Raw genomic sequence first — 21,953 nt, forward strand, 5'->3', positions numbered from 1 at the left:
CGTCCTTTACGCTTATTCGTGGTGCTGTGGTTGCGCATGTTGTGCGTGTTCAGCATCATCGCTACCTGCGTCGTCTGAATTCACATCAGACGTATCAAGAGAAATTTCAGTAATGACAAAATCATCGCGAATTTCAAACGTAAATATGATTGGTTCACCGACACTGAAATCGCTAATTTCAATGTCGTTGGCAAGCACAAAGTCCATCGTTGCCGCAGGCCTGTTCCATTTTTCAATTGGGCCTCGGCTGATATTTAACGTGCGAGTTGATGAATCTATTGCATTGATTACACCCGATACCGTCGCAGACGATACCTGTTCGGGGCCATTTTCAGGCTCAGTCATAATATGAATGCCAGTAATTTCATAGCCGCCTTCTGCCGTTTTACTCACTTCAAAATGCAAAGTCTGCCCCGCTTTTAACGCATCAATATCAACGCTGTCAGCTACCGTGAAATCCATGGTCATTTCAGGCCAGCCCCATGCTTCGGCAGGGCCATGAGTAATATTTGCCATGCGATGGCCTGTCATCACGCTGTTGATTTCCCCTTCCATCCAAACAGCGCTCGGTTCTTCGTCATGCGTCATTCGTTTGAAATCAGAGTTTTTACTGGATTCCGAATCAATTAAGAACTGCGCAGAGGTAACAACAACGTCATCTTCATTTAAGCCACTTAATATCTCGATGTGGTCTTGGTCTACCCGACCAATATTAACTTCAATCGATTTAAACTGACCTTCGCCCAGTGCAAGTACCACACGGTCTTGTTTCCCTGTTCTGATCACAGCTTCTTTAGGTACCAAGATAACGCGCTCATCGTTATTGGCACGAATAACAACCTGCGCAAACATGTTTGGTTTAAGTTGGTGTTCAGGGTTGTCAAACTTTAAACGAACGCGCAGGGTTCGGGTTTGGCTATTTAAGGTGGGATAAACGTAATCTACCACCCCCACCCATTCTTCACTTGGCAAGTAATCAAGTGTCATCGATACAGGAAGCCCTTTTTTAATAAGTGCGGCATCACGCTCGAACACTTCAGCCTCAACCCAAACTTGATCGAGTTTACCTATGCTAAGCAGTGTATTACCGGGCTGAACAAAAAACCCCTCTCTGATTTGCAAACCGTCGACCACGCCTGACTGCGGTGAATAAAAAGTAACGGTTTGCTGTACTTTGCCAGATTTTGCCAATTGCGAGATGAACTCTTCAGAAAGCTGCAATGCCTTTAATCGATCTTTAGCGGCCGTAATCAACGATTGGTTATTTCGTTTTAGCGCGATTAACAGCTCCTCTTGCGCGTTCACCAATTGTGGCGAATAGAGTGTGTAAAGTGGCTGTCCTTTTTCGACAGGATTTCCCGCCGCTTTAACATAAAGCTTCTCAATCCAGCCATCAACTCGCGGGTGTATATGAACTAGCTGGTCTTCGTCGTATTGTACATAGCCAACGGTTTCTATTGCTGAATGCATGTTTTTAAATTCAACAGGTGCAGTGCGTACACCGAGGTTATTAACCACGTGCGGCGAAATTTTAACAACACCCGGTCCCGCGTCAGCACCTGATGCATCTTCTTCATAAACAGGAATTAAGTCCATGCCCATGGGCGACTTGCCCGGCTTGTCTCTACGATAGTTTGCGTCCATCGGAGCCACCCAATAGAGCGGCTTTTTCTCGCCTGACGCCGTTGAATCATCGCCCATGCTTGGCGAGTCCTGAAAAACAGACAACGCACCTGCGCCTAGCAATGCACCGATAACTGCCACTGCGATAAGTTTTAGGTTTGAGGATTTGGTATTAACTGACATTATTTGTCTCCAACTTGCTGGGCAGATTGAGCGTGGTTTGACATTCTTGAATTAGCAATTGACGCCTCGGCAAAAAAATAATTAATACGCGCCACTGTTTTCAAGGCTTCAACATCGATTTGCAACGCTGAAATACGAGCATTTAGTTCGGCAATTCTGGCTCTAACAACTTCTGCAAAGTCACCGTCATCATTGGTGTATGCAGTGAGTGATGCCTCTGCTTGATCATGCGTTTGTTTAAGTAATTGATCTTGATAAAGAGCCTGCCGCTCAGATAGGCGATGTAACTGCCTCAGCTCTTTTTCTATCGCACTTATCATTTGTTTTGTCAGCAATAGTTTTTCGGTTTTTACTGCTTCAGATTCCGCAACGGATGCGGCTAGTTGTTTGTCTTGTCTGTTTTCTGTAAAGAGCGGCAAATCAAATGATACCCCCACTGAAAACAAGTCAGCTCGACTTTCGCCTGACAGCATATCGTCTCGATAACCGTAACTCGCATTTACGCCCCATTGTGGCTTATATTGTTGTTTTGCCAGCTCAATGCTTTTTTCAAACACTTTTCTCTTTACATCAATAGCCAATACCGCAGGATGGTTTGCCAGTTCCTGTGCTAGCTTATTTCTCGAGTACTGATCCGCCTTTAAAATAGTGGGATTGTCTAAGCTAATCGCGGGTAACGTTTTTGACACTTCAAATGGATTATATTCTTCCTCGCTATAGGCACTAGGTTGTGAGTCATAATTAAAGTCGTATGATAAGTTGCTGCTGTCATAAAGATGTAGCCACTCATTTAAACGTGCAATTGCCGACTCTAATTTTAGTTTTTGCCCGGTTAACCTGTCTTCTAGTTGAACGATTTCCAGTTGGGCACGAATAACGTCTTGCTGGCGGGTTTTTCCAACGGCACTCGAATAACTTGCTATTGCCACCTCAGCCATTTGTTCAAACAGCGCCCTGTCAGACTCTATTAAGCTAATCGTTCGTTGCGCTAAATAGGCTTCCAGCCAAAGCTCAGTCACCATCGTTTTTAACTTTGCTTTGCGCTCTTCACGTAATAATGGAAACTTAGATGCTTCAATTTTCAGCTGACTTTCTTTTATCGCTAAACTGTCGCCCCTTGGGAACATTTGTGACAGTCCAACTTTAAATTGGGTCATACCTTCTTGGTCTAAATTCCATGTATCGGTTGGCACGTTCATCATGCTGATAGAAATTTTCGGATCAGGTAATGCGCCAGACGCCACGCTTCGGTGTTCAACCGCTTTTTGTTTTAGCTGGCTGCCATGTAGCCAAGGATCGTTTTGTTGTGCCAGTGAAATCGCCTGATCTAGTGATATAACTTTCTGTGCATTCACTGAAAACACCGAACAGCCCACCATTAACCCTATGGTTAGTTTTAAAAAATTAACAGCCGATAATTTTGTTAGTACGGGATCCATTAGAATTGTTCCTCATAAGTATTTACCTGCGCATAAACCTCACTCGTGCCGTCTTTATTGAGGAGCAACACTTTATATGGCATAAATCGATCGCCGACTTCCATCCCGGGAGAGCCTAATGGCATTGCAGGTACCGACAAACCAATCGCATTTGGGTGCTGCTTAGAGAGAAATTGCTGAATAAACTTGGCTGGCACATGCCCTTCAAAGGCGAAGCCATCTTGTGTCACAGCAGTGTGGCATGAACGGAGATTTGGCTTGATGCCATACTTATTCTTAATAAAATCTAGGCTGTTATAGTCTTTTGAATACGCGACAATTCCCTGTTCGGTAATGTGACTAATCCACTTTTTACAACATCCGCAAGTTGGGGTTTTATAAACGAATAACGCTTTCGCTGTTTGTTTTTGCTCTTGAGCTTGAGCTTGAGCATCATCATAAATAAGCACCGATAGAAATAGCGCTAATATGGTTATTTTCAAATATTTAGTAATCATTTCGCCCCCAGAAAATCTGGAATATCTTAAGCGCATTTACGCTTAATGTATAAACTTTACAACGTGCGCGAAATTAGCTTTTGACAAAAAGCAGGCGCACTAACCCTGTGTTAGGCGATAATGGGTGGACGAAATAAAGAAGAAGAAATTGATTTTGTTTGGTTGGTTTGCTGACGCATTACGCCTTCACTAAGACGCGCCAAAACAGCAGTACTCGGCACTGAACTCACAATACTTAACGTTGAGCAAGCACTTACAGGACAAGCACAGTCTGCTCCGCAACACTCTTCGTGGCTTTGCGTATCACTATTGTTCATCATGGAATGATTCATGCCGCCATGGTCCATTGAAGCATGTTCCATCGAGGAGTGGTCCATCGTTGAATGATCCATTGTTGACTGATCCATTGCCATATATGGTTGGTGAGATTTAGCTGACATTTCACAAGACATAGACGTATTCGCCAACGCTTGCCCAACAAAGGCAATCAGCATAGCAACAACGACTAAAACTTTAGAAAATGAATTCAACATAAACTTCCCAAAAACGACAATCCAACGAGGATATGTGAAATCGGGATAAAAGTAAATATGGGGGTTAGGTGTTTTGTAGCTATCATTAGTGCAAATGATATTTATTTGTCGCCCCCCATTTTTTTTGAAAAATACCAGTCGATTGAACAATCGAAGCGAGTATATTTGCATACATAGACATTTTACAATTGAATACGCCGGCACGCTTCATAGGCGGATTTGAGCCCGATGGAGTATGCGCAAAGATACGCATAATGAGGGTGTTAACTTTTTGTGGGTAATACCACTTTATTCTTGATAAAATAAAAATTCACAAGTTTAAGCATTATTTTTCTAGTACTGATAAACAAAATATTCAATGAACCGTAAAAAGAAAATCAAAACCACTCTGCTGGCGAAGAAGAAAAAAGCCAATGCTAAGGTGCATAAAAGCAATAAACCCAAATATATTGCTAAGGCGGAAAGAGCGAAGCTAACTGAGCAAACAGAAAACGAGAATTCACAAACTAATACTGAGCAATAGGTTTATTTTAAATACTGGCTAGGTGCGAATTGCGGATATAACATTCCAGATCTGATTCGATATCCAAAGAATAAAGTGGTCGAGGAATATAGGGAATAAAGCCTTGTTAACACAAGGCTTTAAAAGGTATATGGCTTCTAGATAATCTTATTTTTTCTTGAAAGGCCAAGTAACCCAAGAGCGAGTATTACGAGTGAAGAAGGTTCAGGAACAGATACAGCATTGTTTACAACAATATTGTCATACCCAACGCGATTATTACTCCCTGTTGCGTCAAAAATAACATATCTTAAGTTTTGAAAAGCATTACTTAAATTAAGCGTTGTAAAAGAAAGATGACTGTAGCTATTTGATAAGAAAACAGCACTAGCAACAAGGTTTCCACCTATATCAAAGCCACTCACAGACAATTGCGTAGCGATCTCACTTCCACTTAAATAGCCACTAGTAAAATCAAACATATTCAAACTAAACAGCGAGTTATCTATTGCTTCCATTCTGACTGATGATAAATTACCTGAATTCACCCAATCCATTAAATGTACGGTACCATTATCAACACTTGCATTGTCAAGGTTGGAAGCCGTACCAAGCGAACCTTGACCTGTAATATCAGTAAATAAGAATCCATTCGAGCTTATAGGCGTATCCCAATAATTGTTGTCAGGGTTTGTATTAAAATCAATTAGTCCCGCAAATGCTGAACTAGAAAGCATAAGTGATACAAACAATACCATATTCTTCATTTTACACCCTTTTTAAATAAACTTAGACAATAGTTCAAAGCACGAAACGTTCCAACATTCTAGCCACTTGTTTTTACTAGGTTAAACGTCTAATGCACAATAATTGAACGAATACATGTAAAATAATTTGACAGTAAGTCATGTTACCGCAGTATAAAATGACGAAATAACAAAGGGGTCGGAGAATTATTTGTCACCGACCCCTTTGTTATCGTTAATTTTACCTCATCGCTTACAAACTTTAGATTTTTACGACAAATTTCGTTTACAATCTTTTTGCAAAACATATACTGTGTCAGAAATGGAACTTAATTTAATCAGTGTTGTATCAGTAAATTACTATAGTAAGGAAGCTCAATGAAAAAACAGACAAAAATCAACATGCACTTTGGCAACATGATTAGAAGTGTAACTATCATGTTACTGCTTATCCCTATGCTTGCTTTCGCTTCTTCTTTAACTACAACTGCGTATGATATTAATAAAATAGAATATCCTGCAGGTTCATCACCAGATAACTTTGTTTCATTAAACGACAAGCTTTACTTTACTGGCAAAGGTGTTTTTGAAGGAAAACTTGCTGAAAATGCCTTATGGAACTACGACAATAACACTAAAAAGCACAAACTGATTAAAGATTTCAAAGAATATGGTGGTTGGTTTGATAACTTTATTGTGGTTAACGATAAACTTTACTTCACTACAATGATTAACAAGGCTTATCGCAGCGACAGGACTAGCTTTTTATGGGTTCATGATGATAGCACGCAGCAAACAACCTTAATTAAGCAGTTCAAAACCCACTATATAGCAAACTTTACGCAATATAATGACAAATTGTATTTTGCCTTGGGTGATGATTCTGATCTTGGAGAATATTACGGAACTTCATCCTTCAATGCTGGATTATGGACGCTAAACGAATCAGATAACAGCGTCGAACGACTTGATAACGTAAGCATTTATGTAGAGCGTAATGATCATCCCAGAAATACGACTTTTATATACGACGATAAACTTTTTTATAGCAATAAAAGTTCAAAAGGTACACCTGAGGTTTGGGCATACAACTTTAAAACTAACGCCAATACAAAAATTATTGAAGCAACTGAAGGTTCTGATCATATAAGGATCTCCGCTGTATATAATGAAGAGTTATATTTTGTAGAGGTTCAATACGCTAGTAATCCAATCCTCGGCCCCAATAAAAAAGCACTTAAAGCATATAATAAAGCCACAGGCCAAGTAAGGAATGTTGGCGAGGCTAGTGTTAATGATTACGTGGTTTATGACAATATCTTATATTTCGCTGGAGATATGGATGGCTCTGAAGACTACGAATTAATGAGCTATAACAGTGAAACCAACGAAATTAACTTGGTTGCCAATATTAACACCGAATTTACCGATAGTGAAATTGGCTATGGTAGTTCTTTCCCTTCTAACCTAACGATATTTGATAAAAAAATATATTTCTGGGCTTACCCTACAAACTATTTTGAACAAAGATCACTATGGCTATATGACACACAAACTCATAGTACACAGCCTGTTGAATATGGTTATTCGAGACAAGACTCCACTATAGCTGTGCATGATGACCAACTCTACTTTCAGGGAGCTCGTGAGAACACAGGCAATTACGAACCCTACGCAATTTCCGCAATGGAAAACGCTCCAAGTAGGGTTTTAGATCTTTACCAAGAAAACCGCGGCTCATCGCCAAACAATATAATTGAATACAATCAGCAACTTTATTTTACCGCCTTCGGTGAGGAGCGTACACGACTATGGGTGTATGATCCTGTTGCTGATAAACCTAACCTATTGCAAGACGTTGATAATCTCAACCATTCTAATGAAATCAAATTCCCTTATGCCCTAACCGCTCATAATAGCAAGCTCTTTTTTGTTGCCAAAGCAAGCTCAAATAAACAGCAGCTTTGGTATTACGAAAGTGAAACAAACAAAATAGTACGGGTAACAGATAGTGAGCTCAGCAATAACATCTTCTCTAATGGTATAAAACTTATTAGTGTAAATGAGGACTTATATTTTATATCGTCAGAGTTAGCAAATAACGGCTCACTACAATTTATCCATAAATACAACAATGCGACTAAATCCATTGATACCGTTGCGGAAATTAGCACTAGCCGTAACTATTCCAACATTGACGAATTCGCTGTTTATAATAATAAGTTATTTTTCACTGCCTACAGTGGAAACAAAGGACTTAGTCTGTATGTATATGACGACAGCGATAACAAATTAGCACTAGTATCTGAGGTCAATGCAGATAATAGTGAGTCCGCCATTGAGAACTTAACCGTTTATAAGAATAAACTTTATTTCACTACTTCGTCTTTAGACGTGCAGGACACCAGCTACCAAGTATTATGGGCATATGATGACAATACAAAAGAAGCTGTATCGGTTGCTAACATACCTTCAAGTGCAGATCATTATGTCTCCAAGAGACTGAGTAGCTTTATTGTTTATCAAGAACAGTTGTTTTTTACCAGTAGCTATGAAGTGGACTCTGTAGTTCCCAATTCCGTATTATGGGCATATGACGAATCAAATGAATCATTAACAAAGATTGAAACGCCATATAGTATTGTTCTCCGCTTTCCCAAAGTGGTTCAAGATAAGTTATTTTTCACTGGAAAATATGGGTTATCTATTGGTGAGCTTACTAATTATCAAACGATAATATACGATAATAACACTAACACATTTAGCTCCATCGAAGACGAAGTCAGTTTTGTTGCACAAATCGATAACGATTATTTTGGCACTAACGATGTTTACATTGGAAACAAATACTTAGGCTATGAGCTAATAAAGACAAACCTCTCCGGTAACCCTGCGTTAATAGAGGGACAACCAGCCCAAACGGTTATTCAAAATGAACTTTATAGCTTTACTCCAACAGTTAGTGAATTTGAAAACGACACTTTAACGTTTTCCATTAAAAACAAACCTAGTTGGGCTTCCTTTAATACGGAGACTGGAGAGCTATCAGGTACGCCAACATTAGAAAGAGACGTAGTTACCACTGAAAATATCATTATCAGTGTTTATGACGGCGTTTTTAGATCGCTATTGCCTCCATTTAATATTGAGGTCAAAAAGAGTGCTCCGGTGACAGGCGAAGAACAACCACCTGCTGATAAAGCGCCAGGGGGAGCATTGTCATGGTTACTAGCTTTAACGCTTATATTAACGTTTATTCGTATAAACGTGACAACACAGCGCACTAGCAATGTAGAATAAAAACATTAATCGATGACTAAAGCGCACGGCAGCTTCAAGCTAAAGGTGGATAAATAGGTAATTACCGAGCCATTTACGTCGCCGATAAGATACCTAAAACATTTAGCCAATCCCGCTCTGACTGTGTAAACACAATGCAGAGCGGGACAAAGCTCGCGATTTAGATTTTGTCTCACTCAAATATCGTTATTGAAAGTTTGATACTAAGTAATAATTTAAGCGTTAACCGCTTTTTCTTGCTCGGTCTCCTGCTTCGCAACCAAATCAGCATCTATATTATTTGCTTCGACAAAACTCGGACGATGCACTATTTGCTCTATATAGCGCTTTATAGCAGGTGTAGACTCTACTAGACCAAAAGAAGTACACCACCACAACGCAGTTCCCCAAAGCAAATCTGCCGCAGTAAATCGGTCTCCCAACAAGAAAGGCCCTTGCTCAAGTTGCGCCTGTACAGCGCCTATTACTGCATCAAACTCGCCATAAGGATTCATATTTCTCGGGCCTGGCTCTCGGTTTTGCCCTTTGTCACATAGTGCAGGCTCAAAACAGCCCGAATAAAAAGTAAGCCATCGCACATAAGGGCCCCGAAGTGGATCATCAATGGCTGGTGCCAGATTACCTAACGAATATAAGTCGGCAATATACATGTAAATCGCCGCCTGTTCAGTCACTATAGCTTCGTGATGCTGTAAAGTAGGGACTTTTCCAAGAGGGTTAACCGCCAAAAATTCGGGTTTCAAATTTTCTTGCTTGTGTATATTCAAAACATGTAGGTCGAATTCAATATTCAATTCCTTCAGTAAAATTAGCACACTTAACGAACGAGACTGAGGCGCATGAAAGAGAATGGGTGATTGATTTGTCATAGTAATTTCCTATTGCTGTGTAAAATCAATCACACTATAGTGACCATACCTGACAACTTTTGTCAGGTTTACATTATAAAATTGCAATTATTTTCGAGAATTCCAAATGCGCGCAAGCAGGCTATTAACCATACTGATGAAACTACAATCTAAAGGCCGAGTTACCGCAGGTGAATTAGCTCAAGATTGTCAGGTATCCGTACGCAGCATCTACCGAGACATAGAAACCCTCAGTAGCCTTGGCATTCCGGTTTATAGTGAACAAGGTAGTAATGGTGGTTATCAACTACTAGATGGATATCGAACTCAGCTCAACGGTTTGTCAAAATCTGAAGCCGAATCTTTATTCTTGTTAGGCCTGTCTGATCCGGCAGAGAAACTCGGGTTGGCGCCTGCCATGTCAGAAGCCCGACTAAAACTGTTGGCAGCACTGCCAAAACACTTGAGGGACGATGCTGAGCGTTTTCATTCTTGCTTTTTGCTCGATTCACCCGCTTGGTTTAACGAGAATGAAGAGGTTGATTACCTACCACAACTTATGTCAGCAGCGTGGAATCAGCAGAGAGTAGAAATAGAATATCAAAGCTGGCGAGCCTGTCGAATGCGCACGATTGAACCTTACGGACTCGTGCTAAAGAGCGGAGTCTGGTATCTAGTTGCTAACAGCGATCATGAAATTAAAACCTTTAAGGTATCAAGAATAAAACAGCTGTCTGTGCTCAACCAAGTATTCGAACAGAGTACGAGTTTTGACTTGTCCAACTACTGGAAAAACTCCACGGCTGCGCTAGAAAAGAGCCTGTACCCAAACAATATTCAGCTAAAACTCACCAGTAAAGGCCTTAAATTACTCCACTACTTTAGCTCGCCTTATGTGCGCCAGCACACGAGTGTGATCTCATCAGATGAAAAAGGGTGGACGCATGTTAGCCTACCAGCAGGCAAACATGATCACACCATAGTAGATATTCTTAGGTTAGGACCCGATGCTGTAGTGGCGGCACCTGAAGATTTGCGAGTGGCTGTAAGAAAAGTACTGGCCGACATGGCAGAGCAATACAAATGACTAACAGCTATTAAACCTTGCTTCGGCAAATATATTCAGTCACTATCTGCAAGTGCTCAAACTCACTAAAATTTCCCAAATAAAGGGGTCTGTGACAAATGAGAATTATTTGTCACCGACCCCTTTTGACCCTCTGTATTCTGGGAACTAATTACTCTTCGCTCTGTATTTTTTGAACTGCCTTTTCATAGATTTCTTTGTAAGGACTGGTAGTTGGAACCAATTTGTTGGCTTTTTCATAGTTAATGCGTGCCAGCTTATGCTCTTTCTTTTCTTCATATGTCTTTGCTAACTGAAAATACGAATATGCGTGACTTGGAAACAAACTTATATTGTATTCATATGCTTCAATGGCTGAATCGTAGTTTTTCTTGTAATAAAGACTGTTTCCGAGGTTTATCAACCAACTTTCCGAAGTGAAATCAATTTTATACGCCTCTTTTACGTTTTTGTTATGAGCTTTAACCTCACCTAAACCTTTAGCGCTTTCTACGTATGGTAACTCCCACTCGTTAAAAATCGCTTTGAGTCCGTGAAATTGAGCATCAAAGACAACGGTAAGGTGGCTTTCTTCAGGAAACTCTTGTGATGTGATTGGATAGGAAGTGTTTTTCTCGAACAAGCTCATTATTGATTTATAGCTTGCCGCTGTAGTGCCTTGCTCGCTCCCCTTACTGATGTATATAGATTTTTTTGGGAGAGCGTTTTGTTCAATCTTTTGTTTGGCTTCTTTGACAATGCGTTCATCATCCCAACCTAACGATGGACTGATTGCCATAAATCCATCAAATAGCTCAGGCTTGTTTACATAAGCGTAGATACTAAACAGACCACCAAAGGAGTGACCTGAAAACACCCTAAAATCAGCCGTTCTATATTTTTTGTCTACATGTGGGAGCAGCTCTTGTTCAATGAAAGTTAAAAATTTGTTAGCTCCGCCATACTCAACACTTTGAAACCAAGGGTGTTTTTTGTCTTCTTCATTAAATACTCGAGGTGTTAAGTCGCGTGTTCTATTTGCGCCACTTTGAATACCAACAAGAATAATCGGCGGAATTATATTGGATTTTCTTAAAAAGTTAACCGTACTTACCATTATTTCAAAATGAGCTTCGGCGTCAGTAAAATACAAGACCGGATAGGAATAATCATTTTCCTCATAGCCTTCAGGTAAGCTAACAAATATTAGGCGTTTTTCATTCAATACTTTTGAGTGTAGTGTTTCACTTTCCCCAATGACTATTTCCTCACCAATTGCTGAGTTCCAAGAACAAACAGTGAGCAATATAAATATCGTTAATATTCTTATCATTATATTTCCCTTTGATTTAAATAATATTCAATGTAGTTAATGCGTGCTACTAGCATGTCAGTGTTTCATTGACCTCTACATTAACCTAATTACCTGAATAAATCTTGAAATATGAAAGGATTACAGAAAGTTTGCATTTATAACTGCGCTAAGGTGTATTTTTTAACTCACTTTAGCGTAGAAATTAGTTCTAGTTTTAAAAATAAAGGGGGCGGAGACAAATGTGAATTATTTGTCACCGACCCCTTTGTTCACTCTAGACCCTTTTTCCCTTGATTAGGAATTGTAACAATTTTAATGCTATATCTCGTACCTTCATTTAATTGCTCATTCTACAAAGTGAGCCATAATAAAACTCAAGACGAGTGACTCCTCTGTCAATATAATTTGTTACTTAGCTAAAGCAAACACAAGTTATACGACACTAAACAATAACCATCGTTTAAGCGCGTAAATGCTTGGAGCGAATGATGATTAACGACCCTCATGGCGAATTTAAAGTTTATACAACAGAAGAAAGAATAGTTTTAGAGCTAAACGGAGAATTTAACCTGCAAGGTGTTCAATCCGCGAATTCAGGAGTAAAACAAAAGGTAAATGAATTATCAAGAGAGTCATGGAGTTTACTGATAAAACTGCCATCTCACACCTTACTTACTCATGACTCTTTTGAAGAGGTTTCAAGTTTTTTCGTTTGGTGTAAAGCGAACGGTTGCCAGCATGTGATTTATTTGGTGAATAGCAATATTCACTTAACTATTATTGAGGAACTATTAAAAGAGAGTGGATTGTCTTTTACTGTAAAGTTCCTTACGTCTACAGAAGAGCAATAAATTAAATACGAAACTCATAACATGACACGTACTAACGTATCATAAAAACCTACCTATTTTTGACAAAAGCATTAAGACTACTACTTACTTTATTTCCCATAATGCTGCTCCCATAGCTTATTGCTGAAACGATTATTAGGATCTAGATTTTTCTTCAATGCAAAGAGCGCTTTCGCTCTTGGATAAGCTGCATGAAATTGCTCAGTTGTGGCATGTAGCTGGTATGGCAAGTAATACGCTCCACCTTCAGAAATAGCAGCATCTACCATCTTTCGGCTCCATGCTTTAACTTCCTCTTTGTCCACTTCAGATGTTCCTTGGCGATAATAGACAACAAAAGCAAATACTTCTTCTTTCGCCCAAGCTAGCAATGAGCCAGTATCAGGCAAAGCATGGCGAACTGATACATTAAGGACATTAACCTCATGTTCTTTGAAAATGGCTGACATCTTTGCTGAAAAGCTATCAAACCGTGCAACAGGAACAAAGTACTCTCTCAACACATAAGTTTCTTCCCTACGACTCATGGGTTCAAGCTCTCTAACATCATAACTCGCTTCAAAATAAAATAGGGGTCGGTGACAAATGAGAATTGTTTGTCACCGCCCCCTTTGTAGGTTGTAAGTTTCTGAAGTCGATTATCAATTTCTAAGAGCCTATTTGACAGTGAACTATTGCTCATTTTATCTTTTCTAAAAACCGTTAAAGGTTAAGTTGAGCATCTTGTCTACCTAGCACCCGCATTATCTCAATATTGTCCCCGTGAATACGGTAATAGATACTATCTACACCACAAATAGCTCGACGATAACCTTGACGTATTTCATCTACGGAAGGTGCTAAATAAGGCTGCTGCGCTAATTGCTCGAAACGAGCAAAAAATTTAAAATAATAAGCATCTGCTTGCCTTTCGCCAAAGTTATCAAGACCACGTAGCCAAATCCGTTTTAAATCAGATTCTGCTTCTTTGCTAAGTTTATAACTTCCCATTCTTGCGCGCTTCTTCCTTAAAGCTAGCTAACATTTCACTAGGTGATTTTTCAACAAAGCCGCTTTGCTCAGCTTCGATTAGTTTAATACGTATAGCTTCAATCTCTGCTGCTCGCATTTGCTCTTTTCTGATCAAATCTCGTAATAACTCACTGTCACTAGCATAATTACCAGTTGCAAGTTGAGCTTGCATCCATTGTTCTTGTTGCTCCGTTACTGTGATACTTTTCTTTACCATTGCCATAATTTACCTCCAATGAAAGAAACCTTTTACGGATATAATCCTACTTTATACTACCATTTTAATTCTAGTACAGTTCTCCTCAAAGTTCATTTTAAAACTTTGTGTTAAATTGCATCCATAACCAGTGTCAATGTACTACCTAATTTTGCATCTAGAAATTAATTAAAAGTGAGGTCCGTATAGCTCTATGTCTAGTCTAAGATGCTCCTCAATATCGGCGAATTAATTTTTGCTTTTGACATAACAATAGCTTCTTTATTAAGTTGAATGAAAAAGAACTAACTCAATTTATTAGTTCTGCTTCAACTTTATGTATTGTGATGTGGCGCTTTCTGGCATTTTCATTGAATGCATAAAAAAAGCGAACCATTTCTGGTTCGCTTTTTAAAAATTGATTGACAATTAAGTCAATTGACAAACTTAATTAATGATCCTCAACAACAACTATTAATCCTTATACGTATCCGTTGCAGGGCAAGAACAAACTAGGTTACGGTCACCGTATACATCGTCGATACGGTTAACTGTTGGCCAGAATTTGTTAGCTGCAGCAGCTGGTACAGGGAATACAGCTTCTGCTACTGAGTATCCACGGTTCCATTCTGGATCTGTGATATCTGCAAGCGTGTGCGGTGCATTGTGAAGCGGATTGTCTTCTAACGTCCACTCGCCCTTTTCAACTTTGCGGATTTCATCACGAATGCATACCATCGCTTCAATGAAACGGTCGATTTCAACTTTGCTTTCAGACTCAGTTGGCTCGATCATTAGTGTGCCTGCTACTGGGAATGACATAGTTGGTGCGTGGAAACCATAATCCATTAAGCGTTTTGCCACGTCCATTTCAGTAATACCTGAAGCTTCTTTAAGTGGACGTAAATCAACAATACATTCATGCGCTACACGGCCATTGTTGCCAGTGTAAAGAATTGGGTAGTGTTGGCTTAACTTGTGCGCTAAGTAGTTAGCATTAGTGATCGCATATTTCGTTGAATCAGTAACACCTTTTTTGCCTAACAATGCAATGTAAAGGTAAGAAATACATAAGATACCTGCGCTACCAAATGGTGCTGCTGAAACGGCACCGTTACCTTTAGTGTCTTCATTTACAGTCACTAATGGGTGATCTGGCAAGAATGGCGCTAAGTGAGATTTAACACCGATTGGTCCCATACCTGGGCCACCGCCACCGTGTGGAATGGCAAAAGTCTTGTGTAAGTTAAGGTGAGAAACGTCAGCACCTATGAAGCCCGGTGAAGTAATACCTACTTGGGCGTTCATATTGGCACCGTCAAGATAAACCTGACCGCCATTGGCGTGAACGATGTCACAAATATCACGAATGGTTTCTTCATAAACACCGTGCGTTGACGGGTAAGTGATCATGATACACGATAAGTTGTCAGCCATTTCTTCCGCTTTCGCTTTCAAATCAGCCATGTCAACGTTACCGCTTGAGTCACAGTCTACAACCACAACTTTCATACCAACCATTTGCGCTGAAGCAGGGTTAGTACCGTGTGCTGAAGATGGGATCAAACAAATATTACGATGCGATTCACCACGACTTTCATGGTATTTATGAATCGCGATTAAGCCCGCATACTCACCCTGTGCACCTGAGTTAGGCTGCATCGAAATATTGTCGTAGCCTGTTAGCTCAACTAACCATTTGCCTAGCTCGTCGATCATTTGCTTGTAACCTTGTGCTTGGTCAATTGGTGCAAATGGGTGCATATTCGCAAATTCAGGCCATGAAACAGGGATCATTTGCGCTGTTGCATTAAGCTTCATCGTACATGAACCTAATGAAATCATTGAGTGATTAAGCGCTAGGTCTTTGTTTTCTAACTTTTTGATGTAACGTAACATTTCAGTTTCTGAATGATACGAGTTGAATACTTTGTGCGTTAAAATTTCAGATTCACGTACTAATGCCGCAGGAATTGAAGAATGACCGCAATCAACGATTTGCTTGTCTAATGCTGCAACATCTAAACCATGGCCTTCGCCTAAGAACACATCAAACAATGCTGCAACATCGTCACGTGTCGTTGTTTCGTCAAGTGAAACCGCTACTTTGCCGTCTACGTCAGTACGTAGGTTAATGCCTGCAGCTAGCGCACGAGCTACAATTTCTTCTTTGTTATCAACAGTAAACGTTAATGTATCGAAGTAGTTAGCGTGATCCGCTGTTAAGCCTTTGCTTGCAGTACCTAAACACAAAATATCCGCTAAACGGTGAATACGGTTAGCAATAACTTTCAGGCCTTTTGGACCATGGTAAACCGCATAGAATGCCGCCATATTGGCAAGTAATACTTGTGCCGTACAAATATTTGAGTTCGCTTTTTCACGACGAATGTGTTGTTCACGCGTTTGCATTGCCATGCGAAGTGCGTTGTTGCCACGCGTATCTTTTGATACACCGATAATACGACCCGGCATCGAACGCTTGTATTTGTCAGACGTAGTGAAGAATGCCGCGTGTGGGCCACCGTAGCCCATTGGTACACCAAAGCGTTGGCTTGAACCAATTACTACGTCGGCACCTAGATCGCCTGGCGCTTTAAGTAACACCAAACTCATAATATCAGCTGCTACAGCCACAATACCTTTGTTAGCGTGCACTGCTTCAATTAAGCCTGAAATATCTGTTACTTCACCTGATGCTGCAGGGTATTGTAATAACGCACCAAACACGTCGTGATTCACAACGTCTGCTGCTGGTGCAACAACTAAATCAAAACCAAAGAACTCGGCACGGTTTTTAACCACGTCGATTGTTTGTGGGTAAACTTCTTCAGCGACAAAAAATACGTTTGATTTTTTGTTTTTAGACACACGCTTAGCAAGCGCCATCGCTTCAGCGGCTGCCGTACCTTCATCAAGTAATGAAGCAGACGCTAAGTCTAAACCTGTTAGGTCTAAACACATTTGCTGATAGTTAAGAAGTGATTCTAAACGACCTTGTGCAATTTCTGGCTGGTAAGGCGTGTACGCTGTGTACCAGCCTGGGTTTTCTAATACATTACGTAGAATAACGTTTGGTGTTAATGTGCCGTAATAACCTAAACCAATATAAGTGGTGTTTACTTTGTTCTGGCTCGCTACAGCTCTTAAGTCGCTCAGCGCTTTAACTTCTGTTTTGCTTTCTTCAATCGCTGGTAAATCAGCTAAACGAATGTTGGCCGGTACAATTTCATCGATCAATGCATCTACAGATTCTGCACCGATATCATTTAACATAGCTTGGGTTTGCGCTTCGTCTGGGCCAATATGGCGACGAATAAAATCTTGATTTTGCTCTAGAGCGTCTAACGATTGAGTAGTCATAAACAGCGTTACCTAGTAAATACTCGGATTGCCAGCAACATGCTAACAACACCACTAAAATATCTGTAATAAAAAGAAAGCCCCGATCAAAAATCGAGGCTTTAATTATATGTTAATTAACGATTAGTCTTCGTCAATTGAGTTTTCGTAACCTTCTGCATCCAAAAGGTTAGCCAATTCACCTTCATCTTCTAACTTCACTTTGAACATCCAGCCATCGCCGTACGCATCAGAGTTAACAAGTTCAGGAGAATCTTCTAAATCTTCGTTTACTTCAACAATTTCACCAGAAACTGGAGCATATATGTCAGAAGCAGCTTTTACTGATTCAGCAACTGCTACGTCGTCACCAACTGTTACGGCGTCGCCTACTTCTGGTAGCTCAACAAATACCATGTCGCCCAAAAGTTCTTGTGCATGTTCAGTAATACCAACAGTAACAATGCCGTCACCTTCATTACGTACCCATTCGTGTGATGTTGCGTATCTTAACTCTGAAGGAATGTTGCTCATTTTTATTGTTCCTAATAATTCTAATTAAAATAATATTGTTTACGGATAGTATGGTTAGCCTACTCACTAGCCAACGCTAATACATACTATAGACCGAAAATTCTTAATGTCATCTAGTGATTAAAAAACCTTTGCACCATTTCTTACGAAACTTGGCTTAACCACTTGAACTTTAACTAACTTTTTACGCATTTCCACTTCAACAGTGTCACCAATTTTCACACTTCTTGGTACACGAGCCATCGCTATGCTATGACCTAATGTTGGAGAGAACGTACCCGAGGTAATTACACCTTCACCCGCTTCGCTGACTACTTTAAGACCTGTACGCAATACGCCTTTTTCTTCAAGCACTAAACCTACAAGCTTAGGTTGATCGCCCGCTTCACGTTGAGCAGCAAGTACTTCACGACCATTAAAGTTACGGTCTGTTGGTTCCCAGCTAATTGTCCACGCCATGTTAGCAGCTAATGGTGAAACTGTTTCATCCATATCTAAACCGTATAAGTTCATGCCTGCTTCTAAACGCAATGTGTCGCGCGCACCTAAACCACATGGCTTAACACCAGCGTCTAATAGTTGTTGCCACAAATCTGCCGCCTGTGCTTCAGGAACAACGATTTCATAACCGTCTTCACCTGTATAACCAGTCGTAGCGATGAATAAATCGCCCGCTTGAACACCAAAGAATGGCTTCATGTCTTCAACAACAGCTTGTTGTTCAGTGCTTAGAATTGTGGCTACTTTTGCTTTCGCTTTAGGACCTTGAACCGCGATCATGCCAAACTCAGGACGTTCAGTAATAGTTACGTCAAAGTCTGCAATTTGCTCATTCATCCACGCTAAGTCTTTTTCACGTGTTGCAGAGTTAACAACCAAACGGTAGTCAGTGTCAGAGAAGAAGTAAATGATTAGGTCGTCAATTACACCACCTTCGTGGTTACACATCCCGGTGTAAAGCGCCTTACCTGTTAGGGCAAGCTTTTCAACGTCATTAATCACTAAGCGACGTAAAAATGCTTTTGCATCAGCACCTTTGATGTCAACAATTGTCATGTGCGAAACATCAAACATTCCAGCGTCTTGTCTTACGGCATGATGCTCTTCAATTTGAGAACCATAATTAATAGGCATTTCCCAACCATGGAAGTCTACCATTTTTGCACCAGCTTCAAGGTGCTTTGCATGTAATACAGTTTTGCTTGTCATCGTTTGTGTTCCACTTCATTGGATATAATTACAAGATTGCGGCAATTATAGCCACGAGACCTGTGCGATTCAACAAAATAACGCATGATTTTCAAATTAAAACTGACTTAACAGTCAGAAACGAAACAAAATTCGGAAAACACAACTTTAGATAAATAAAAAACAAAAACCCCACAAAAAATTGCAGGGTTTTTGATATAAATTCACGGTTAGCCAGTTATTATTTTTAGTGGGGTTTATACGGTGCGATTAGCTTGCATTAATTCAGGGAGTTTACCTTTATCTCCCATCGCCTGTTTTAGCATTATTGATTTGATTGGCGTTGCTTTATTTAACAAGCTCATACCTATACCTCGCATCAACTTAACTAGTGATAATTGAGGCGTGAATGTTTGCTTAATGGCTTCCATTGCAGCAATCATCTCTACAGCATCTGCTTTACGCCAACGCTCAAATGCACGTAGCGATTTCACATTGCACCAACTATCGCCGTATTTTTCCTGAGCTTGAGCAAGTGTTTCTGCTAGCGCAGCAGCATCAAGCAAGCCTAAATTTACCCCTTGTCCAGCTAATGGATGAATAGTATGGGCAGCGTCACCTACCAAGACAACGCGCCCTTCAACAAACTGGTGCGCCATACGCATGCGCAGTGGAAATGTTAGTCTTTCACTGGCAAGGGTTACATTGCCTAACTTACCATCGCTTTGCATGGTAAGTTCTTTGCCGAATTCTTCCGGCGATAAAGCGCATAACCGTTTGGCTTCTTCTGGTGCCGTAGACCACACAATTGAGCACGCATTGTTTTGATAAAGCGGTAAGAATGCCAGGGGGCCAGTAGGTAAAAATACTTGCCATGCCGTATCTTGATGCCCAAGCTTACACTCAACCGTTGCAACAATGGCGTGGTGATCATAATCACGGAAAGTATGCGTGATTTGTGTTTGTTCGCGAACCCATGAATTAGCACCATCAGCCCCGACAATAAGTTTTGCGAGCGCTGGAGGTTGGCTAGTGAAGCTAACAAATGACTCGTTGTCGCTATGGCTAATGTTAGTTATTTTGTCGCCGGTAATTAAGGTGATGCCACTGACGTTGGCTGCCTTTTGCCAGAGTGCCGTTCTAATCACCGAGTTTTCGATAATGCTTCCTAACGCACTTGCGTGAAGTGACGAAGGGATATCGCTAGTTGAAAAACCTATTTGCCCTATGCCATCTTTATCCCATACATGCATTGCGGTATACGGTTGCGATCGCTGTGCCTGAATTAGTGGCCAAACATCGAGCGCACTGAATAACTGCTGACTTACTGCATTAATCGCGCTGACGCGTAATTCCGGCTCGTTTGCGAGTGGCGAGGGTTCACTCTTATCAACCACGGCAACCGACAGTGTTGTTTGTTTACGAATTGCTAAAGCAAGCGATAAACCAACCATACCGCCGCCAACAATGAGCACATCAAATTTTTGCATGGGTTCTCTGTATTTTTCCTAATTTTTTGTGGCGCTTAATAGCCCATTGTTTTATTAACAAAGGCGGACTTCAATGGCGGCAAATAATTAAGTATCTTTAAGCCAATATTTCGTCCGGCAACCAAAGGCGGTAGATCATTCGAAAATAACGTAACTAGTGAGTCTGTCAAACTAATGACTCTTTGGTGATCTTGCTTTCGGTGCTGCGCATATTCATTGAGCATGGCAAAACTTCCAATATCTTCTGAGTTTTTTAGTTTTTCAACAACCAACCGAGATAAATAAGCCACATCCCTCACGCCCAAATTAAACCCTTGCCCAGCAATGGGATGAATCGTATGCGATGCGTTGCCAACAAGTGCCATGCGATGAAACACCGACTCTTCAGCTTGCACTAAGCTTAATGGAAAAACGTACCGTGAGCTACTGGCTTTAACTTCGCCTAACCAACTACCAAAGGCTTTAAACAGTGCTTGCTTAAATGCTTCTTCTGATTGCGCTAAATGTGTTTGCGCTTCTTCAGGCGTTAATGTCCATACCAGCGAACACGTATGACTGTTAGCCGAACCGTCACTCATTGGTAGCATGGCCAATGGCCCATGTTGGGTAAATCGCTCGTAAGCCAAATTTTGATGAGGCCTTGCCATTTGTACGTTACAGATCAAGGCACTCTGCTGATAATCTTTGTGGCGAAGCTGAATATTTGCGTGTTGGCGGCACACCGATTGGGCACCATCACACCCCAGCAGCAACTGGGCGTTTAATGTTAGCTTGCCTTTCTCACTACTGTCATTAAGCGATAGCGCAACCTTATCTTGCTGCCAGTCAATTTGTTCGATGGTATTAGGACAATACCAATGAATATTTGGCTCTTGCTGCAATGCTTGATAAAGCGCTTTGCCAATAATAGCCATTTCAACAACGTAACCTAACGCATCAACATCATGATCTGCTGCGTTGATCCTGGCCTTACCGTAATAGCCACGGTCTGAAATATGAATGCGCTTTATTGGCTCAGCATGTTTAGCAATGGCCGGCCAACAGCCTAAAGAAGCAAGGAAACTCACTGTGCCATGCGATAATGCCAATACCCGCGCATCAAACCCCAAATTTGGCTCGTGCTTAATCGGTTGTGGCTCAATTATCGCGATACTCAATTGACGCGTTTGAGTTGTTTGGCATTGTTTAGCAATACTTAGCGCTGTGAGTAACCCTGAAAGCCCCCCACCTGCTATAACAATGTCGTAGTTTTCATGACGCATTTAATTTGTCATCCACTAATTCGTAGC

At 40.7% G+C, this 21,953-nt stretch carries 19 protein-coding genes; 4 read left to right on the plus strand and 15 right to left on the minus strand.

Annotated features, from left to right (window positions below):
• Positions 1-12: 12 nt before the first annotated feature.
• The 4 genes from ACSLUK_RS06330 to ACSLUK_RS06345 form a co-directional block, all read right to left on the minus strand.
• Entirely contained in the window at positions 13-1,806 is a 1,794-nt protein-coding gene (locus ACSLUK_RS06330; protein WP_448547695.1) for an efflux RND transporter periplasmic adaptor subunit, read from the minus strand.
• Positions 1,806-3,185, minus strand: a complete 1,380-nt coding sequence (locus ACSLUK_RS06335; RefSeq protein ID WP_448547961.1) for a TolC family protein — start codon at positions 3,183-3,185, stop codon at positions 1,806-1,808. The genes ACSLUK_RS06330 and ACSLUK_RS06335 overlap by 1 nt, the downstream gene beginning before the upstream one ends.
• 59 nt (positions 3,186-3,244) lie before the next feature.
• Positions 3,245-3,742, minus strand: coding sequence for a DUF411 domain-containing protein (locus ACSLUK_RS06340; protein ID WP_448547696.1), 498 nt, complete (start codon positions 3,740-3,742; stop codon positions 3,245-3,247).
• Positions 3,743-3,852: 110 nt separating this feature from the next.
• On the minus strand, positions 3,853-4,275 hold the full coding sequence (locus ACSLUK_RS06345) for a hypothetical protein (protein ID WP_448547697.1): 423 nt from the start codon (positions 4,273-4,275) through the stop codon (positions 3,853-3,855).
• A gap of 358 nt (positions 4,276-4,633) precedes the next feature.
• On the opposite strand from ACSLUK_RS06345, the gene ACSLUK_RS06350 reads away from it, so the two are divergent.
• Positions 4,634-4,798, plus strand: coding sequence for a DUF2986 domain-containing protein (locus tag ACSLUK_RS06350; RefSeq protein ID WP_448547698.1), 165 nt, complete (start codon positions 4,634-4,636; stop codon positions 4,796-4,798).
• A 137-nt stretch (positions 4,799-4,935) separates the two neighbouring features.
• Here the strand turns inward: ACSLUK_RS06350 and ACSLUK_RS06355 are convergent, their stop codons facing one another.
• Positions 4,936-5,544: a PEP-CTERM sorting domain-containing protein gene (locus ACSLUK_RS06355; RefSeq protein WP_448547699.1), complete on the minus strand. Its 609-nt coding sequence runs from the start codon at positions 5,542-5,544 to the stop codon at positions 4,936-4,938.
• Positions 5,545-5,901: 357 nt separating this feature from the next.
• Here ACSLUK_RS06355 and ACSLUK_RS06360 point away from each other — a divergent pair, with 357 nt between their 5' ends.
• Positions 5,902-8,823, plus strand: coding sequence for a putative Ig domain-containing protein (locus tag ACSLUK_RS06360; protein ID WP_448547700.1), 2,922 nt, complete (start codon positions 5,902-5,904; stop codon positions 8,821-8,823).
• Positions 8,824-9,038: 215 nt separating this feature from the next.
• Here the strand turns inward: ACSLUK_RS06360 and ACSLUK_RS06365 are convergent, their stop codons facing one another.
• Positions 9,039-9,692, minus strand: a complete 654-nt coding sequence (locus ACSLUK_RS06365) for a glutathione S-transferase family protein (protein ID WP_448547702.1) — start codon at positions 9,690-9,692, stop codon at positions 9,039-9,041.
• 106 nt (positions 9,693-9,798) lie between these two features.
• On the opposite strand from ACSLUK_RS06365, the gene ACSLUK_RS06370 reads away from it, so the two are divergent.
• On the plus strand, positions 9,799-10,758 hold the full coding sequence (locus tag ACSLUK_RS06370; protein ID WP_448547703.1) for a helix-turn-helix transcriptional regulator: 960 nt from the start codon (positions 9,799-9,801) through the stop codon (positions 10,756-10,758).
• 151 nt (positions 10,759-10,909) lie between these two features.
• Here ACSLUK_RS06370 and ACSLUK_RS06375 read toward each other — a convergent pair whose 3' ends face one another.
• Complete coding sequence (locus ACSLUK_RS06375; protein WP_448547704.1) at positions 10,910-12,070, minus strand: alpha/beta hydrolase-fold protein; 1,161 nt, start codon at positions 12,068-12,070, stop codon at positions 10,910-10,912.
• Between the two features lie 467 nt (positions 12,071-12,537).
• Between ACSLUK_RS06375 and ACSLUK_RS06380 the strand changes: the two genes are divergently transcribed.
• Complete coding sequence (locus tag ACSLUK_RS06380; protein WP_448547705.1) at positions 12,538-12,903, plus strand: hypothetical protein; 366 nt, start codon at positions 12,538-12,540, stop codon at positions 12,901-12,903.
• Positions 12,904-12,992: 89 nt separating this feature from the next.
• Here ACSLUK_RS06380 and ACSLUK_RS06385 read toward each other — a convergent pair whose 3' ends face one another.
• The 8 genes from ACSLUK_RS06385 to ubiH all read right to left on the minus strand — a co-directional run bounded on the left by ACSLUK_RS06385 (position 12,993) and on the right by ubiH (position 21,926).
• Positions 12,993-13,430: an FAD-binding oxidoreductase gene (locus tag ACSLUK_RS06385; RefSeq protein WP_448547706.1), complete on the minus strand. Its 438-nt coding sequence runs from the start codon at positions 13,428-13,430 to the stop codon at positions 12,993-12,995.
• 175 nt (positions 13,431-13,605) lie between these two features.
• Positions 13,606-13,893, minus strand: coding sequence for a type II toxin-antitoxin system RelE/ParE family toxin (locus ACSLUK_RS06390; protein ID WP_448547707.1), 288 nt, complete (start codon positions 13,891-13,893; stop codon positions 13,606-13,608).
• Positions 13,880-14,131, minus strand: a complete 252-nt coding sequence (locus tag ACSLUK_RS06395) for a ribbon-helix-helix domain-containing protein (protein ID WP_448547708.1) — start codon at positions 14,129-14,131, stop codon at positions 13,880-13,882. Before ACSLUK_RS06395 ends, ACSLUK_RS06390 begins: the two co-directional genes overlap by 14 nt.
• A 453-nt stretch (positions 14,132-14,584) precedes the next feature.
• Positions 14,585-17,473: an aminomethyl-transferring glycine dehydrogenase gene (gene gcvP / locus ACSLUK_RS06400; RefSeq protein ID WP_448547709.1), complete on the minus strand. Its 2,889-nt coding sequence runs from the start codon at positions 17,471-17,473 to the stop codon at positions 14,585-14,587.
• Positions 17,474-17,596: 123 nt separating this feature from the next.
• Positions 17,597-17,986 (minus strand): glycine cleavage system protein GcvH, encoded by a 390-nt coding sequence (gcvH, locus tag ACSLUK_RS06405; RefSeq protein WP_448547710.1) that lies wholly within the window; start codon positions 17,984-17,986, stop codon positions 17,597-17,599.
• A 120-nt stretch (positions 17,987-18,106) separates the two neighbouring features.
• Positions 18,107-19,195 (minus strand): glycine cleavage system aminomethyltransferase GcvT, encoded by a 1,089-nt coding sequence (gcvT, locus tag ACSLUK_RS06410; RefSeq protein WP_448547711.1) that lies wholly within the window; start codon positions 19,193-19,195, stop codon positions 18,107-18,109.
• Positions 19,196-19,431: 236 nt separating this feature from the next.
• A complete protein-coding gene (locus tag ACSLUK_RS06415) occupies positions 19,432-20,664 on the minus strand; it encodes a UbiH/UbiF/VisC/COQ6 family ubiquinone biosynthesis hydroxylase (protein ID WP_448547712.1) in 1,233 nt (410 codons plus the stop codon).
• A gap of 35 nt (positions 20,665-20,699) precedes the next feature.
• Positions 20,700-21,926, minus strand: a complete 1,227-nt coding sequence (gene ubiH / locus ACSLUK_RS06420) for a 2-octaprenyl-6-methoxyphenyl hydroxylase (protein WP_448547713.1) — start codon at positions 21,924-21,926, stop codon at positions 20,700-20,702.
• Positions 21,927-21,953 lie beyond the last annotated feature (27 nt).

Source organism: Thalassotalea fusca (assembly GCF_053485835.1).